At 32.0% G+C, this 15,608-nt stretch carries 20 protein-coding genes and 1 pseudogene; 8 read left to right on the forward strand and 13 right to left on the reverse strand.

The annotated features are described in order from the left end of the window. Positions 1-16: 16 nt before the first annotated feature. From rbr to MMJJ_RS01745, 3 genes and pseudogenes are all read right to left on the reverse strand, one after another. Positions 17-598 (reverse strand): rubrerythrin, encoded by a 582-nt coding sequence (gene rbr, locus MMJJ_RS01735; RefSeq protein ID WP_104837409.1) that lies wholly within the window; start codon positions 596-598, stop codon positions 17-19. 142 nt (positions 599-740) lie between these two features. Continuing rightward, the gene (locus tag MMJJ_RS01740; protein ID WP_104837410.1) at positions 741-1,907 is read right to left on the reverse strand and encodes an ATP-binding protein; all 1,167 of its coding nucleotides are present in this window, start codon (positions 1,905-1,907) and stop codon (positions 741-743) included. A gap of 181 nt (positions 1,908-2,088) precedes the next feature. After that, a pseudogene (locus MMJJ_RS01745) lies at positions 2,089-2,494 on the reverse strand (metal-dependent transcriptional regulator). A gap of 111 nt (positions 2,495-2,605) precedes the next feature. On the opposite strand from MMJJ_RS01745, the gene MMJJ_RS01750 reads away from it, so the two are divergent. The 4 genes from MMJJ_RS01750 to MMJJ_RS01760 all read left to right on the forward strand — a co-directional run bounded on the left by MMJJ_RS01750 (position 2,606) and on the right by MMJJ_RS01760 (position 5,726). Then, positions 2,606-2,812, forward strand: coding sequence for a FeoA family protein (locus tag MMJJ_RS01750; protein WP_104837411.1), 207 nt, complete (start codon positions 2,606-2,608; stop codon positions 2,810-2,812). A 114-nt stretch (positions 2,813-2,926) separates the two neighbouring features. Next, complete coding sequence (locus MMJJ_RS09260; protein ID WP_013999028.1) at positions 2,927-3,064, forward strand: hypothetical protein; 138 nt, start codon at positions 2,927-2,929, stop codon at positions 3,062-3,064. Between the two features lie 15 nt (positions 3,065-3,079). After that, positions 3,080-5,023 (forward strand): ferrous iron transport protein B, encoded by a 1,944-nt coding sequence (gene feoB, locus MMJJ_RS01755; protein ID WP_104837412.1) that lies wholly within the window; start codon positions 3,080-3,082, stop codon positions 5,021-5,023. A 94-nt stretch (positions 5,024-5,117) separates the two neighbouring features. Beyond that, complete coding sequence (locus MMJJ_RS01760) at positions 5,118-5,726, forward strand: GNAT family N-acetyltransferase (protein ID WP_104837413.1); 609 nt, start codon at positions 5,118-5,120, stop codon at positions 5,724-5,726. A 101-nt stretch (positions 5,727-5,827) separates the two neighbouring features. Here the strand turns inward: MMJJ_RS01760 and MMJJ_RS01765 are convergent, their stop codons facing one another. Beyond that, positions 5,828-6,226, reverse strand: coding sequence for a winged helix-turn-helix domain-containing protein (locus MMJJ_RS01765; RefSeq protein WP_104837414.1), 399 nt, complete (start codon positions 6,224-6,226; stop codon positions 5,828-5,830). A 167-nt stretch (positions 6,227-6,393) separates the two neighbouring features. Continuing rightward, entirely contained in the window at positions 6,394-6,600 is a 207-nt protein-coding gene (locus tag MMJJ_RS01770; protein ID WP_011170572.1) for a TOBE domain-containing protein, read from the reverse strand. 323 nt (positions 6,601-6,923) lie between these two features. On the opposite strand from MMJJ_RS01770, the gene MMJJ_RS01775 reads away from it, so the two are divergent. The 3 genes from MMJJ_RS01775 to MMJJ_RS01785 all read left to right on the forward strand — a co-directional run bounded on the left by MMJJ_RS01775 (position 6,924) and on the right by MMJJ_RS01785 (position 8,055). Further along, on the forward strand, positions 6,924-7,193 hold the full coding sequence (locus MMJJ_RS01775) for a 50S ribosomal protein L34e (protein WP_011170571.1): 270 nt from the start codon (positions 6,924-6,926) through the stop codon (positions 7,191-7,193). 9 nt (positions 7,194-7,202) lie between these two features. Then, positions 7,203-7,739, forward strand: a complete 537-nt coding sequence (cmk, locus tag MMJJ_RS01780) for a (d)CMP kinase (RefSeq protein ID WP_104837415.1) — start codon at positions 7,203-7,205, stop codon at positions 7,737-7,739. 82 nt (positions 7,740-7,821) lie between these two features. Beyond that, positions 7,822-8,055: a 50S ribosomal protein L14e gene (locus MMJJ_RS01785; RefSeq protein ID WP_011170569.1), complete on the forward strand. Its 234-nt coding sequence runs from the start codon at positions 7,822-7,824 to the stop codon at positions 8,053-8,055. Between the two features lie 119 nt (positions 8,056-8,174). On the opposite strand, the gene MMJJ_RS01790 is transcribed toward MMJJ_RS01785, so the two are convergent. The 3 genes from MMJJ_RS01790 to MMJJ_RS01800 form a co-directional block, all read right to left on the reverse strand. Then, positions 8,175-8,576: a pyridoxamine 5'-phosphate oxidase family protein gene (locus MMJJ_RS01790; protein WP_011170568.1), complete on the reverse strand. Its 402-nt coding sequence runs from the start codon at positions 8,574-8,576 to the stop codon at positions 8,175-8,177. 63 nt (positions 8,577-8,639) lie between these two features. After that, the gene (locus tag MMJJ_RS01795) at positions 8,640-9,308 is read right to left on the reverse strand and encodes a TIGR00266 family protein (RefSeq protein WP_104837416.1); all 669 of its coding nucleotides are present in this window, start codon (positions 9,306-9,308) and stop codon (positions 8,640-8,642) included. 64 nt (positions 9,309-9,372) lie between these two features. Continuing rightward, the gene (locus tag MMJJ_RS01800; RefSeq protein WP_104837417.1) at positions 9,373-10,281 is read right to left on the reverse strand and encodes an ADP-ribosylglycohydrolase family protein; all 909 of its coding nucleotides are present in this window, start codon (positions 10,279-10,281) and stop codon (positions 9,373-9,375) included. Positions 10,282-10,327: 46 nt separating this feature from the next. Between MMJJ_RS01800 and MMJJ_RS01805 the strand changes: the two genes are divergently transcribed. Further along, on the forward strand, positions 10,328-11,137 hold the full coding sequence (locus MMJJ_RS01805; protein WP_104837418.1) for a sugar phosphate isomerase/epimerase family protein: 810 nt from the start codon (positions 10,328-10,330) through the stop codon (positions 11,135-11,137). 19 nt (positions 11,138-11,156) lie between these two features. Here the strand turns inward: MMJJ_RS01805 and atwA are convergent, their stop codons facing one another. The 5 genes from atwA to MMJJ_RS01830 all read right to left on the reverse strand — a co-directional run bounded on the left by atwA (position 11,157) and on the right by MMJJ_RS01830 (position 15,587). Further along, entirely contained in the window at positions 11,157-12,752 is a 1,596-nt protein-coding gene (gene atwA, locus MMJJ_RS01810; RefSeq protein WP_011170564.1) for a methyl coenzyme M reductase system, component A2, read from the reverse strand. Between the two features lie 22 nt (positions 12,753-12,774). Next, positions 12,775-13,170: a DUF134 domain-containing protein gene (locus tag MMJJ_RS01815; RefSeq protein WP_011170563.1), complete on the reverse strand. Its 396-nt coding sequence runs from the start codon at positions 13,168-13,170 to the stop codon at positions 12,775-12,777. Between the two features lie 10 nt (positions 13,171-13,180). Next, complete coding sequence (locus MMJJ_RS01820; RefSeq protein ID WP_011170562.1) at positions 13,181-13,510, reverse strand: MJ1244 family protein; 330 nt, start codon at positions 13,508-13,510, stop codon at positions 13,181-13,183. 105 nt (positions 13,511-13,615) lie between these two features. Next, a complete protein-coding gene (gene radB, locus MMJJ_RS01825) occupies positions 13,616-14,266 on the reverse strand; it encodes a DNA repair and recombination protein RadB (protein ID WP_011170561.1) in 651 nt (216 codons plus the stop codon). Between the two features lie 46 nt (positions 14,267-14,312). Then, the gene (locus MMJJ_RS01830; RefSeq protein ID WP_104837419.1) at positions 14,313-15,587 is read right to left on the reverse strand and encodes a tRNA(Ile)(2)-agmatinylcytidine synthase; all 1,275 of its coding nucleotides are present in this window, start codon (positions 15,585-15,587) and stop codon (positions 14,313-14,315) included. Positions 15,588-15,608 lie beyond the last annotated feature (21 nt).

Consider the following 15,608-nt stretch of genomic DNA (forward strand, 5'->3'; position numbering starts at 1 on the left):
AAATTAAAAAAAAGGATTAATATTCTTCGCACTGCTTTTCAAAGTATGCTGTTGGGTGCCCACATGAAGGACATTCAACTGGCGCATCTTTTCCTTTTACAAGGTATCCGCATTTTCTGCAGGTCCAGTATATTTCTTCACCTTTTTTAAACATTGAACCATTTTCAAGCTGTGCAATTAATTTTTGGTACCTTTGTTCGTGGTGCTTTTCAGCTTCTGCAATTGCAAGTAATCTGTCTGAAATTTCAGCTAATCCTTCTTCTTTTGCAATTTTTGCAAATTCTGGATACATTTCAGTGTGTTCGTAATTTTCACCAGATGCTGCAGCTTTTAAATTTTCTACAGTAGTTTTGTATGCTGTAGGAACTGCTGCTCCATCAATAAGAATTTCAGCAGGTTCATTATCTTTTTTAAGCGAATTTATTAATTTAAATAACCATTTCGCATGCTCTCGCTCTTGTTCCGCAGTCATGGTAAATATTTCTGCTATTTTTTCGTAGCCTTCTTTTTGAGCAATTTTTGCGTATATTGTATACCTATTTCTAGCCTGACTTTCCCCAATAAATGCTTTTGAAAGATTTTCCATTGTTTTTTGCAAAACATTCACCTCTTTTGCCATATATCAGATTATGGTATTCATTTTATATATTATTTGTACTTTTAAACAGGTTATACACTTTCAAGTTAAATGAATAAATCACTGGAATAAAAAAAAATAAAAAAATATGACAAGATAAAACTTAAAAGAGTGCAAGTATTCCTTTAATAATGCCCGTATTCGCTACTTCGATACTTGAAGCCATTGCAATGTCTTTAAATTTGTCCTTCAAGCACGGTTCTGCAGATACTGCTTCATTTAGCAGTTTTTGAGTTTCCAAAAGATCAGACGAATCGATATTTCTTGACAGTAAAAACACTGCAGATATTGCTGCAACAGATTTATTATCATTCCTAAGCTCTTCTGAAAGTTTTAATAATGCATTTTCCAGATTATCCATGTTGTAGCTATTTTTCGAAAGTTTTCTGCTTAGAGCATCCCCATCAATTACTTCTGAAGGATATATCACAACTTTATTATCCTTTTCAAAGTTTTCGAGTCTTCTTTTTGAAGTAACAGAATCCGAATCAATTACCTCAATTTTTGAAATTTTAGGCAATTCTTCCTTTTTAATAACTTCTTTTTCATCAGTTTCAGTTTTTTCAGGAACCGATTCAATCTTACTCATCAATTTTTTGAGCCTTATATCAATTCCCTTCACAAAATGCAGAAATATACTTTGATTAAATTTATTAATCGTTTTTTCAGTTTTTCCTGAAATTTTGTAGGCTGATTTGACAAATTCCGAAATTTTAATCTTTCCAGAATTAATTTCGTTTAAAAATTTGTAAATTATTGAAATTTTCTCATCTTCGTCTAATGGAAGAGTATGTGCGTGCATTTTCGAATTTAAAAAATTATCATACCATTTTTCAAAATCTCGTTCTATTAAGTTGAATTTAAATATTACAAACTCTAAAACTTCATTATTTTTACAATAATTTAAAAATGCAGCCAGTGATTTTGTATATGTATCATAAGATGCGTTCGTTACTTCTTCAGCATAAATTTTAAATGTTTTATATGCTTTTTCAATTTCTTCTCTCGTAAATTTAGGATTTTCGAACGTATCCATTCCTTTTTCGGATAACTTTATAGAATAACCGGTTAATCCAGGATTATTTCCCATATCTATAAATCCCTTTTGTTTTAAGGTATCAATGTTTCGATAAAGATCTGCCCGATCTAACGATAATTCTTCTTTAAATATTTCACACGACAAAAAAGCGTCATCATCCCTGCTGTTTATCTTATAAAGATGTTTTAAAATGTTTTGTTGAATATCTTCATCACTGATATTTCCGGCCATAAGCTGCACCTTCAATTAATATTAACACTAAACTAAAATAAAATCAGAACAATTAACTATTGCAAATATAGTGGTAAAAAATATTTAACCGTTATGATTTAGTTTTTTTAGAAATTTAATGTCAAAAAAGTTTAAATTATGGATAATATTTAAAAAAAAGTTTAACATTTGATTATAATTATTACTTTAAATTTATTTTGTAGCCGTGAGGACACTTTTCAGGACGATCTATAAATTCATATAACTTTTCGATCGTTTTGTCAGATACAGCATGCTCTATTTTACATGCCTCTTCTTGTGCAAACTCAAGATCAAGACCTAAAATTTCAGTTAAAAAAATATTCAATAATCCTGTGTTTTCGAATCGTTTCTTTTGCAATTTTTTCGCCAGAACTTTTAAGATTTATTCCAATATACGGCTGATAATCTATCAATCCGTCACCGTGCAGTTTTTTTGCCATACTGGTTACTGCTGCGGGCTGAACCTTCATTAATTTTGCAAGTTCGGTTGTTTTTACCGGCCTTTTATTTTCTTTAATAAATAAAAATATGTTTTCGAGATAGTCCTCAATATTTTGTGATACCATGTTATCGCCAAATGAAAAGATATATATAGTTTCAAAAAGTTATAGAATTTAAGCTAAGTTAAATTATTTAATTTATCTTAATTAATTTGTATATATAACTTTGGTGGTCATATGGAAAATCTTTTGCTCAAAGACCCAGGATCATATATGGTAGTTAAGGTTGAAGGACACTGTAGAAAATTTTATGAACTTGGAATTCTTCCAGGCTGTAAAATAACCCTGATATCACGAACTAACCGAGGCCCTGTACTGATTAGGGTTGGAAACTCAAAAGTTGCCCTTGGAAGAGGCATGGCAGAATCGATTTTTGTAGAATAATTTAAGAAAATTCTATTCATAAAAATTTATAACATAATTTACAAAAAAATATTTAAGTCAGCTTAAATTATTTAACCTAATTAAAATTATGTGAAAAACTTTTGTGTGATAAATATGGAAAATTTAAAAAAAGAGAAAAAAGAAAATATTTTAGAAAGAATTCTCGTTAAAATTTCAAAAAAAATAGTGAAAGCCAGCTGCTCATGCTGTAGCGAGAAGAAAAACTGCAAAGGAAAGTGTAATACGGAATAAAAACTGGTGAATATGATGGATGAGAAGAATATTATTGCACTGCTTGGTCAACCAAACGTTGGAAAAACTACCCTTTTCAACCACCTAACCGGAATGAAACAGAGAATCGGAAACTGGCCTGGCGTTACTGTTGAAAAAAAGGAAGGGTTCTTTAAAAAAAATAGTGAAAGCTACATTGTAGTCGATTTACCAGGAATATATTCATTGATGTCGGATTCGATAGATCAAAAGATTGCAAGAGACTATCTCATCGAAAATAATGAAATAACAGTTATTGATGTAATCGACACCCCGAATATAAACAGGAACCTTTATTTGACGATACAACTTTTAGACCTTGGAATAAGCCCAATTTTATGCCTAAATTTAATCGATGAAGCGGAAAAATTTGGTATTTTTATAAATGATCAAAAACTGAGTGAAAAATTAGGTGTTCCAGTTATAAGGACTTCTGGAAGACATAAAATCGGAATTGATAACTTAAAAGAAACAATTTACAAATACAAAGCGGGTGAACCTGTAAAAATTACATATTCGCCACTTTTGGAAGAAAATATCGAAAAAATAATCAATAAATTAGAAAATACTCAGTATAATATCAGTGAAACCTATGAAAGGCTTCCTAAAAGATGGATTGCAATATCACTTCTTGAAAAAGACCCTGATGTCGTAAATGAATTTTCAAAATATCCAGAATTTATAAAATATGTAAAAGACATGAAACTTGAAATAGAGGACGAAATAAAACATGACGTTGAAAGCTACATTGTAGAACAGAGATACAAAAAATGTGATGAGATTTTAGCAGGCGTCATGGTAAATAGCGAATTATATGAAGATATAGATACAATTGTAATTCACCCAATTTACGGATTCATGATATTTGCTGTAGTACTCTACACCATGTACAACTTCGTATTTGGTGTTGGGGACATTTTTGCAGGATTTATAGGTACATTCTTTGAAATACTTGGAAATTATTTGATGACTATCCTTCCACAATCACTTTCTGGAGTAATTGTTGATGGATTACTTGCAGGAGTTGGAGGAGTACTCGAATTCTTCCCAATAGTATTCTTGATAATGTTTTCGCTATCAATTCTTGAAGATACAGGCTATTTATCAAGAGTTACTGCACTGACACATTCGATCATGTCTAAAATAGGATTAAGCGGAAAATCATTTATCCCATTAATTACAGGTTTTGGATGCAGTGTTCCTGCATTAATGGGTACGAGGTTTATCTCAAGCCATAAAGAAAGGTTAATTACGCTTTTAGTAACGCCCCTTGTTCCATGCTCTGCAAGATTTGTTATAATCGGATTTTTTGCATCATTTTTCTTCATAGAACATGCTGCACTTTTTACATTAAGCATTCTTGCAATTACATTTGCACTGCTCTTTTTGGTGTCATACGTATTAAGTAAATTCATGAAAGGTGAATCTGAAGAATACATCTTTGAATTACCCCCATACAGGATTCCAGATTGGGACAATATTATTAAAATGACCTGGGAAAAAAGCAAAGAATTTCTAAAAAAAGCAGGAACCGTTATTGCCGCAGGTTCCATTTTATTCTATGGACTTGTAAATTACCCCTCTCCCGATGCAAATTACGCCGCAGTTGTTGGAAAAATACTCGAACATGTAACGATTTACATGGGGCTTGACTGGAGAGCTGCTATATCCCTCGTATTTGGAATATTTGCAAAAGAACTTGTTGTTTCAAGTTTTAGCATACTGTATCCAGAAAATATCTCGGCAGCATTCAGCCCATTAAAAGCTTTCGTATTAACGCTTGTTTCGGTACTTTATATTCCCTGCCTTGCAACGCTTGCAACACTATACCTTGAAACGAGAAGTTTGAAATGGACTGCCTTTGGAATAGGTTACAATTTAGCACTTGCAACAGTTGTTGGAATAATAACATATAACCTTGGAACACTTCTTGGATTTTAATCCCGACCTTACTTTTTTTTACTTTGACCATTTAGAAAAAATTTTATACCATTTTAAATCAGGTTTGTATTATACTATATTTGAGGAGATAATTATGGATATAACGATTAGATTGGAAGATAAAAGTGATTTTAAAACTGTGGAAAATATAACAAGAGAAGCTTTTTGGGACGTATATCGACCAGGATGTGAAGAACATTTAGTTCTCCATAAATTAAGAAAAACAGATGTTTTTATTAAAGAACTGGATTTTATTGCTCTTGAAGGTGAAACTATTGTTGGAAATATTATTTATTCGATTGCAGATGTAATTAATAAAAATGATGAAAAATTTAAAATATTATGCATGGGACCTATTTCTGTGCTTCCTAATTATCAGGGTAAGGGGATTGGAACTCTCTTAATGAACCATTCCATCAAAGTTGCTAGAAAATTAAGATATCCTGGAATAATAATTTTTGGAAATCCCAATTATTACCATCGATTTGGTTTTAAAAATGCTAAAAATTACGACATCCAAACTTCAGAAGGCGAAAATTTCGAAGAATTTATGGCACTTGAATTAAATGAAGGTTCTCTTTATAATATTTCAGGCAAATTCTATGTAAATCCAGTTTTCATAGTTACTGAGGAAGAATTGAAAATTTTTGAAAAAGAGTTTCCATATAAAGAGAAACATGTTAAAGATTCTCAATTAAAATAAGACTTTTATTCAAGGCGTAATTAATTTAGATATTTTAATATAGTAATAATAATTAATATTTTTAAAAGCATTAATAAATTAAATAATATAAAAAAAGAAAATTAATTAGATTCTATTGTAATAGCAACTTTTAAAGCGTTTTCAACGTTTTTACCGCTAATTTTTTCATCAACTGACGCTAAATCATTTAACTTTTCAGTTATAGATTCAGAAATCAATTGTACTAATTCAGCAGGTGCTATTGCAGAATAAAGGTACGGTTTTTTACCGAGGCCTTCTCTATCCATTTTCTTTCGAATAACGTACTCTTCATTGTACATTTCAAATATTGATTCTCGAATAGTTGACGGGTATACTCCAGTTCCTTTCGCTATTTCTTCCACAGTGCTTTGTGGATTCATTCTTAAAAATATGTATATTTTTGCCCTAACTTCACTTGATAAAAGGGAAGATACATTGGCAATTAATGTTTTTTCGACACTCAGAATAGTTTTACTCATATTGACACCAAAATATTTTCGTTGGATTTATGTTCTTTGGATTTGGGTAAATAGTTATATATAAATAATGGCCTCAAAAGTATATTACTTTTCAAGATATATAAAGGGGTATTCGATTTTTTATTGTTGACCCCTAACAAAAAAGTTATTTGGCGTTAATAAAGTATTTATTTTTCAATCATGACCGAAGTCGATTTTACTAATGCAGTTACCGTATCTCCAACTTTTAAGCCAAGTTCTTTTTCTGCGTCAAGTGTAATTACTGAAACAATTGTATTTCCTCCACCAATGTCCACTTTGACTTTTGCAACTACCTGCCCCTCCACAATTTCAAGTATTTTTCCAGTAAACTGATTTCTAATACTCATTTTCATATATATCCCCCGTTTAAGATTATTTATTTATGATATAATTTTGAATTTAACAACATATAAACTTTCCAGTATTAAGATAACCTTTTTATATTTGGTTACGATAGTAATGATGTTATGGTACGGCCATAATTTGGACATTTCTCCAAATTTTGTTTTCTCTGCGATTTTTTAAAAATTAAACCTGCAGTGAATGCTATTTTTTTGAATTGAATTCTTTAAAATGGTGTAAAAAATGGCCAATATAGAAAATACCCTAAAATGTACCTAAACTTTATATACTTTTAAGTAAAATAGATTTTGGAAAACCATTTGGAGGTTATACTATGCCTGCCCCAAGATATAAGTCAGGTTCATCTAAAAAAGTGTACAGAAAAGCACCTGGAAACAGTTCAATCGTGCACTATAGAAGAAAAAAACAATCAAAAGCTGTATGTGGTGCTTGCGGTGCTTTATTAAATGGAGTACCTAGAGGAAGAGCAGTAGAAATCACAAAATTAGCTAAAACAGAAAAAAGACCAGAAAGACCATTTGGTGGCAACTTGTGCCCAAAATGTGTTAAAAAAATGATGGTCGCAAAAGCTAGGAACTTCTAAGGTGCTAAAATGATAATTACCGTTGGAGGATTGCCGGGTACAGGGACTACAACGACTTCTAAGTTACTTTCAGAAAAGTATGGGTTAAACCATGTCTGTGCAGGATTTATCTTCAGAGACATGGCAAAAGAAATGAATATGACCCTTCAAGAATTCAGCAGTTATGCAGAAACAAACACTGAAGTTGACAACGAAATTGACAGAAGACAGGTTGAGGCAGCTCAATCAGGGGATTTAATCCTTGAAGGTAGACTTGCTGGATGGATCCTCAAAAGAAGTGACATAAAACCGGATTTAAGCATTTGGCTTAAAGCAGACCCGATGGTAAGATGCATTAGGATCAGCGAACGTGAAAACGAGAACGTTGATCTAGCACTTGAAAAAATGATTTCAAGAGAAACTAGCGAAAAGAAACGATATAAAGAAATATATAATATCGAAATTGATGACTTATCAATATACGATTTAACAATCGAGTCCTCGAAATGGGACGCTAAAGGGGTATTTAATATCATCGAAAAAGCCATTGACAACTTGAAAGCTTAGATGGTAGTAAATCTCTCTGTTTGAAGTATGACATGTGATTGGCGACATTCGCATTAACAAAAAATAAGATGAGGTAATAATTATGGCAGCAATTGAAGTAGGAAGAGTTTGCATTAAAACTTTAGGAAGAGAAGCAGGAAACACCTGTGTTATCGTTGAAGTATTAGACAAAAACTTTGTAGTTATCGACGGTAGCGTTAAAAGAAGAAGATGCAACTTAAAACACGTTGAACCAACCGACAAAAAAGTTGACTTGGAAAAAGCAGCTTCAACCGAAGAAGTTAAGTTAGCTTTAGATGCGGCAGGCTTATTATAACTCCAAATCAGTGCTAAAATCGCACTTAAATTTCTTTTTTTTTAGAATATTTAAAAAAATTTAAAACTGTTTTAATACATCAAACTAAATTTAAAAAAAGAGAATTTATTTTCAAAAAATTAATCATCTGTTTCAACTAAGCTTCCAGCGTCAGGTCCAGGTTTTACACTGTATATACTTGTAATTGTGATAACAATTGCACCTTTTGGGGTTAATCCTGGAACTTTTACTTTGTTTAATTCTTTTGCTTTTTCAAAGTATTCTCCGTCAGTTACGATTTCAGCTTTTCCTTTGTACTGGAATGGGTGTGATCTACAGTTTGCAACGTTTATTGCAACTACGGGGTTTTCTTTAATGTTATCAAGTGTTTTTTTCATGAAATTGTCTGAAATTACGAGTTTGTCTCCAACGAACTGGTTTGCACCCATTGGAGCTACATTTGGAACTCCATCTTTTGAAGATGTTGCTAAAAATAAAAGACCAGTTATCTCAGTTTTCATTTCTTCTGTTAATTTAACCATTTATATCCCCTTTTCTATTTTTATTTCCATTTTAATTTTTGATTTGTAATTATTTAAACTTAATTATCCCTGTTTTGGCGTTGGAAGGTAAGGTGTTATAAAATCGATGAAACTTTCGATATTTCTAGTTTGAATATAAATTTTACCAGTTCCGCTGAAGTTGTAGACTAAACCTTCACCACCAAGAAGTGTTGATTTTAAACCGCCAACTTTTCCAAGATTATAACTTAAATCTCCAGTAAATGCAACCAAGTTTCCGTTGTCAACCATTATTGATTCGTTATTTAAGTCTATTTCTTCAACTGCGCCATATGATGATAAAAATACATCTCCAGAACCTTCAATTTTCATTAAAAATAGACCTTTTCCACCGAAAAATGTTTTACCGCCACCAAATTTGGTATCAATTGATAAATCTGATGAAGATGCTAAATATGCACCGCTACTTGCATATAATGTTCCATTGAGTTCGTGGTGAACAATATCTCCAGAATAACCGGGTGCAAGTGCAATTTTTCCTGAACCGCTTAATTTATTCATGAATATGCTTTCCCCAACAACAGCTCTTTTTAAAACTCCTAAAACTCCCCCCTTAGCAGAAGTTTCGATATTTACACCATTATCTTTATAAACCATCGAACCTGTTTCAGTCATTATTTCCTGATCTTTCAAGTTTATTTTTAAAAGAGAGTATGAAGGCCTGCTCGTTATTTCAAAATCGTAGTCTGCCATGATTTTCACCAATCTAGTTCTTTATATTAATATAAAAAGTATATTTTATATATCTTCGCTTTATTTATTTTTTAAATCTTAATTTGTAGAGTTTTTTAGATAAATCTACCAATAAATCTTTATTTTGAAGACCTGCTATCCAAAGTTCAGGAATATTCGATACCCCATAATAAGCTCCTGCAATTGCACCATACATGCTTCCCATGCTGTCAGTGTCCCCTCCAGCATTTACACATGAAATCATTCCATCTTTAAACGTATCAGTTCTTAAAAATGTTGCAATTGCTGATGGAACACATTCAATTGCAGGAAGGCCAGTATCAAATAACTCATAAGCATCATTTGCTGAATTTAAATCATTTATAAGAAGTATCTTTTCTGAAAAGTCGTAAGAAACATCTTCAATAAATTTTGCACATCTTTTGATGGATTTTTCCGATTTTACATTGTTTACAGATTCTGCAACAAAAAATGCAATCGAAAGAGCACCTGCAATTGCTTCATCATTATTGTGGGTTAATTTTGTAGCTTTAATTGTAATTTCTTTTAATTTATCATATTCTCCAAAATAAAAAAGTCCTAAAGGCCCAACTCTCATTGAAGAGCCACATGTTCTCGAATCACACCCCGTAGTGTCCCCATTAATTAATTTTTCGATTGCCTTTGTACTCGTTGGCCCCATTCCAACTGGATTATTGTTGTACCATTTTATAAGTTCTTTAATAAAAATATCGTTATTAAATCCCCTTACATCAAAAGAATTTAGTATTGCAATTGTTTGATCCGTATCGTCAGTATATTGTCCTGCTTTTAAAATTCCGTTAAATTTATTTTTGGGATCTACAAAATTGTCGATTAAACCATATTTTTCTGCGATTTCTTCTTTTGTAAACCATTCTGTTGGCATGCCGAGCGCATCGCCTATTGAAAGCCCCAAAATGCTTCCCTCAAACTTTTCAAGCATTTTGTCCATAATATCCCTCAAAACATTTATAATTAAAAATAACTATATTTAAATCATGGTAAAAATAGGTTGCTCATCGCTGTTTTTTTGGGAATATGATATTGGAGAAATTGTAGATATATTCTTAGAAATCGGCTTAAAAAATATGGAATTTTTTCCAGAAAATCCCGAATTTTGGAAAAAAAGAAATGATTTAGATTATATAAATAATGTTAAGACTGAACTATCAAAATTAGATGTAACTATCCATGCCCCATATATCGAGCTAAATTCCTCTTCGACAAACGAAAATATAAGGCTCGTTACGTTAATGGAAACATTTTGGGCAATTGATCTCTCAAAAAAATTTAAATCAGAACTTTTGACAATACATCCTGGAAAAAGACCCACAGCAAGAATTCCGACAGATGAAGAGTACAATAATTTCGATGATTATTTAGAAAAATCGATAAATTATGCATTAAAAAATGAAATAACCCTTTGTCTTGAAAATTCTCCTGAAAAAATAAACAATATCTGCCACAACATTGAATCGATGAAAAAAACGCTTGATAAATTTGAAAAACTGTACATGACTCTCGATATTGCGCATGCACGTGAAAATTCACTTGATTTTATCAAAAATTTCCACAAAAAAATTAAAAATATGCATATTTCAGGTGTAAATTCAAAAGACCACTACCCATTGAGTGAATCCAGAATAAATTTCGATGAAACACTAAATTCACTTTTAAATGAATATAATTACCAAGGGGCCTTGAATTTTGAATTAAACGATTTAATATATGATAAAACTCTTTTAAAACAGGAAAAAATAGATATTATAATTAATGAAGTTCAATACCTTGAAAAAATAATTGAATAAACTAAAAATTAAAATATTTTTAATGGCCGATCATTTCATCTTTTTCTTCTTCGGACAATATTTTTACGATTTCGTCAGGCTTTCCGGTTTTAATTATTTTTCCGCCCCTTACCAAAGCTGCCCGATCGCACACATTTAAAACAAAGTCCATATCGTGCGATACTATAACATATGTTTGATCGAGTTCACTTCTTGATTTTTGGATAGATTCTGCAACCTGATTTCTCGTTATTGGATCCATTGTTCCAGTTGGCTCGTCCAATAAAATCAGGTGAGGTTCACGGATTAAAACTTGTGCAAGAGCAACCCTGTGTTTTTCACCGACACTAAGTTCTGAAGGGTGTTTCTCAAGCATGTTTTCAGCTTCTTCTTCAGTAAATCCAACAGAAACTAAAGTGTGTTCTGCTTTCATTTTCGCAAATTCACCAGGCATTTCAAGTCCTATTGATTCTGTAAGGTTGTAAAGAATCGTTCTGTGCGGATAAAGACTGTATTCTTGGAATAACATTCCAATGTATCTTTTTGCACGTCCCCGATAAAGTGGACCTACTTTTGTCATGTCAACCCATTCATCCGCGAGCCTGAACTCGTAGTTTCCTTTTGATGGAGGAATTACTGCTGCAATTATTTTTGAAAGCGTGGTTTTACCAGCACCACTCACACCAACAAGCCCGAAAATTTCTTTTTCATTGATTGAAACGTCAATTCCGTCAACAGCTTTTACAATACCCCTGTCAACTGAAACATATCTTTTTTCAACATTTTCGAGTTTTAGAAGTTCATCTTTTACCTCAACTTTTTCAAATTCTTTCATTGAAGTAACAGTTTTCATAAATTCTTCTACAACATGTTTACTTTCGCCTACAAGCCTCATTTCTCCTTTATCGAGCCATATTGCTTTCTGACAAAGTTCTTCAATAACTTCTGGCCAGTGTGATGTAATAACCATTGCAATATTGTGTTTTATGACTGCCTCAGTAAGTGCATTGTGAACGAATTTTGCAGTTTTTGGGTCAAGTGTTCCGGTTGGTTCATCGGCAAGGAATATAACAGGATTTTTCGCAATTTGTCTTGCAAGAACAACTCTCTGTTTCTCACCACCACTCAAATCCCTTGAAATGTGTGCAACCCTGTGCTCAAGTTTTACCATTTTGATAAGATTTAATGCCCACTCAGTTGCATCTTTTCCTTCATATCCTGCGGCAGTTAAAGCTTCCATGATGTTTTCTGCAACAGTTTTTTCACCGTAAAGTGCAAATGTTCTTTGGAGCATTATCGCAATTTTTTTCTTTAATGCATAGGTAATTTCATTATTATTCCAAAAATCAACAGATTTTGCAACATATTCGGTTTCACATTCACATTTTTTTCCAACCTGAGATGGAGCTTCAACATTTTCACAATGTGGGCAGTATGCAACGTGATAAATTATCTGTCCAGAGGTAGGTTCATATCCTTCCATACCCCTTAACATGTGCAAAAGTACGGATTTTCCGGCACCACTCCTGCCCAGAACTCCCATAACGTCCCCTTCATTTAATTCAAAACTTACGTTTTTTAGTACTTCTGTGTCCCCATAACTCTTTGAAACATTTTTCACTTCCAAAAGTAACATTAATACCACCTAAGCGATGCAATTATTCACTATCTCTATTTTTTAATCTTAAACAGTTGGATACCCCGTATTTACAAAATTTACCCCTTTGACATTCGTCTTCATAGTTACAATCCCTTATTTTATAGTACCCGCCGCCAATATCAATCATTTTTCCATTTATTAATGCATCTGCAACTTTTTTTCTTGCAGATTTTAAAATATTCCAAAATACTCGTCTTGATATACCCATTTCGTCAGCAGCATCTTCATGAGGATGATTTAAATAATCTACAAGCCTAATGGACTCTAATTCTTCAAAAGTCAATACTTCCGATTCAAGATCAGTCCGGGGTATTCCAACAGGCTTAAATAATTTAAACTGCGGTTCTTCAGAGATAAGACGAAGTATTTTTGGTCTTCCTTTTCTAAATTTCATTTAAAATCACTTATTCTGGTGAATTGACTTCCATTCCTAGAACTGGGAGTTCAACTAATGTATATCTATCATTTTCAAGCTTTTTTCTAACAAGCTCTTTTATTTTTCCGAGGCATTCGATATTTACTATCGAATTTATAACCACTGTGTCCTGAGATAACTCATTAACTATTTTTATTGCCATTTCAGGTTCTTCTGCAAGCAAAAAACCTTTCCAATCATCGGGTGACATCCCCTGGTACTCCTTTAAGTAAAAACCAGAAATTCCACCTTCCGAAAGTGCATTAATGGCTTTTCCAAGATTTTGGCTTTCTACAAACAGCTTTAAAAGTATTCTCATGCGATTCCCCCCTTATAAAATGACTACTTACACATATGTGTGAAACATGATATATATAGTTTTTTTATAAAGCACAGGTTTAAATTAATATAATTAGAAAAAAGTTTATTGATAGGACTTATTTATTATTTCAAGACCATTCTGAAGTATTTTGAACCTTAAATTCTCACCTTCTTTTGCGTGTCGGTGTTTTTCTAAGGTAAGTTTTCTAATGGATTCACTTTTTTCAATCTTTATGATTGATTTACTCCAATACTCTAAAAGCCTCCCTCCAGCAGGTTCGATACCATTTATCGAGTCTTTCACCTGGTTCGTAATCAAAATTCCAGAATTTTTCTGTCGGGATACTTTTAAAAGATTTGAAATCTGTTTTCCAAGCATTCTATTTAATTTAGTATTTTCATTGATTTTGTCACAGAGTTCGAGCCTATAAAGCGAAACAATACCGTCAATTATAATAAGTCCAACGTTTTCAAGAAGAAATATCTTTTCTAAAGCTTCGGATTGTTCTTCAAATGAAGACGGTTCGTAAATTATTATATTTTTAAGTAATTCATCACAATCCTTTCCAGACAGCTGTTTTATTCTTTCAATAGATAAACTCCCTTCCGTATCGATGTAAACCACATTTTTGCCATTTTCAATTGCTTTTAACATTGAAATTATACAAATATTTGTCTTTCCAACACCAGGGGGCCCATAAATTTGAGTTATCGTCTTTTTTTCGATATTTCCATTCAAAAGTTCTTCAAGCATAAAATCACATTGATATAATGAAATGTATAATTATATAATAAATAATTTACTTTATATTTTCCAGATCAAAGTCATATAACACGATAGGTTTACTTAAATGCCTCCTTGCAGAAGGTGGAACTTCGTAGAATCCTTCTTTGATGCCCCGTTTTACTTCATTTAGTTTTATTTGATTATAATTAACTCTTTTACCACAAATATTACATTTATACCCGCTTTTTAACCCTTTAGCTTTCAGGGTTCCGCCACATTCACAAAATTTATTTTTTTCATATATTTTTTGAAGTGTTACTATTTTTAATTTCTCAATATTTATTTCAAACGGATCCTCTCGAACTGTCCCATAAACTCCAACAAGGTCGCCACAATTGAGTTTTCTGACAATATTTCTAAATTCCTTGGTTGGTTCATAGGCAATACAGTCAATTTCGCCGGTATCATCTTTCAGTTTAAATAAAACATGTCCGCCAGTTATTTCTTTTGGATTTTCAACGATTTTACCGTAAGAAATAACTCCAGTATCTGGATAAATATCGTTTATTTTAGAAAATTTTAAATGAACGTCAGTTCCCTGATTTGTGATATACAGCTGGCATTTATCAACTTCATCCGATTTTACAGTATTTTTAGCTTTTTCTAAAATTTCTCTTGAAATTCCTCTTATCCCGTAAAGAACAGGGCATGGCGTGTGGGGAGTAATTATCGATTTTTTTCCGTCAATATTGTTAAATGTAAAAGGAAATGTATCAGTATCCATTTTTATTATTGAATCAATATCAATTTCTCGCTCTGTTCCCCATTTTTCACTTTTTCGGTATGCCAAAAGTTCGTAAGTAAATGGCGGTTTTGAAGCAATTGCACCAAGAGCTCCAATTATCCCGTGTCCTTTTTTGTATTTTATATATTCTGCACCGATTTCATTGAGTATTTTTTCAGAATCATTTACTTTTAAAATATCGTATAAAACCGAATTATAGTAATTTAAAAGTGTTTTTTGGTTTTTTTGATAATTTTCTTCGCTTAAAAAAACAATTCCAGGGTTTGTGTTTTCACAATCAAAATCGCTGAACTTTTCAACTGTTTCAATCACTAATTTTTTAATGGATTCAATTTCTGATTCATTTAATTTTTTTTCATCTTCAATGATTCTTAAACAAACTCCGCCATTTCCCCTAGTTTTATATTTAACCATCGGGTTCATCCTAATTAACTTTGGAGTATCCATAAGATACGTTTTTTGAAGTTCTTCCTGAAGAATAGTTCCAACATAGGTCGTGCAGTAGTGTTCTCTACTGTCTGTGTCATCAATTCCAATATACATAATTACCACTTAAATCCAGGT

It is taken from the genome of Methanococcus maripaludis (assembly GCF_002945325.1).
Lineage (GTDB): Archaea > AGJL01 > Methanococci > Methanococcales > Methanococcaceae > Methanococcus > Methanococcus maripaludis.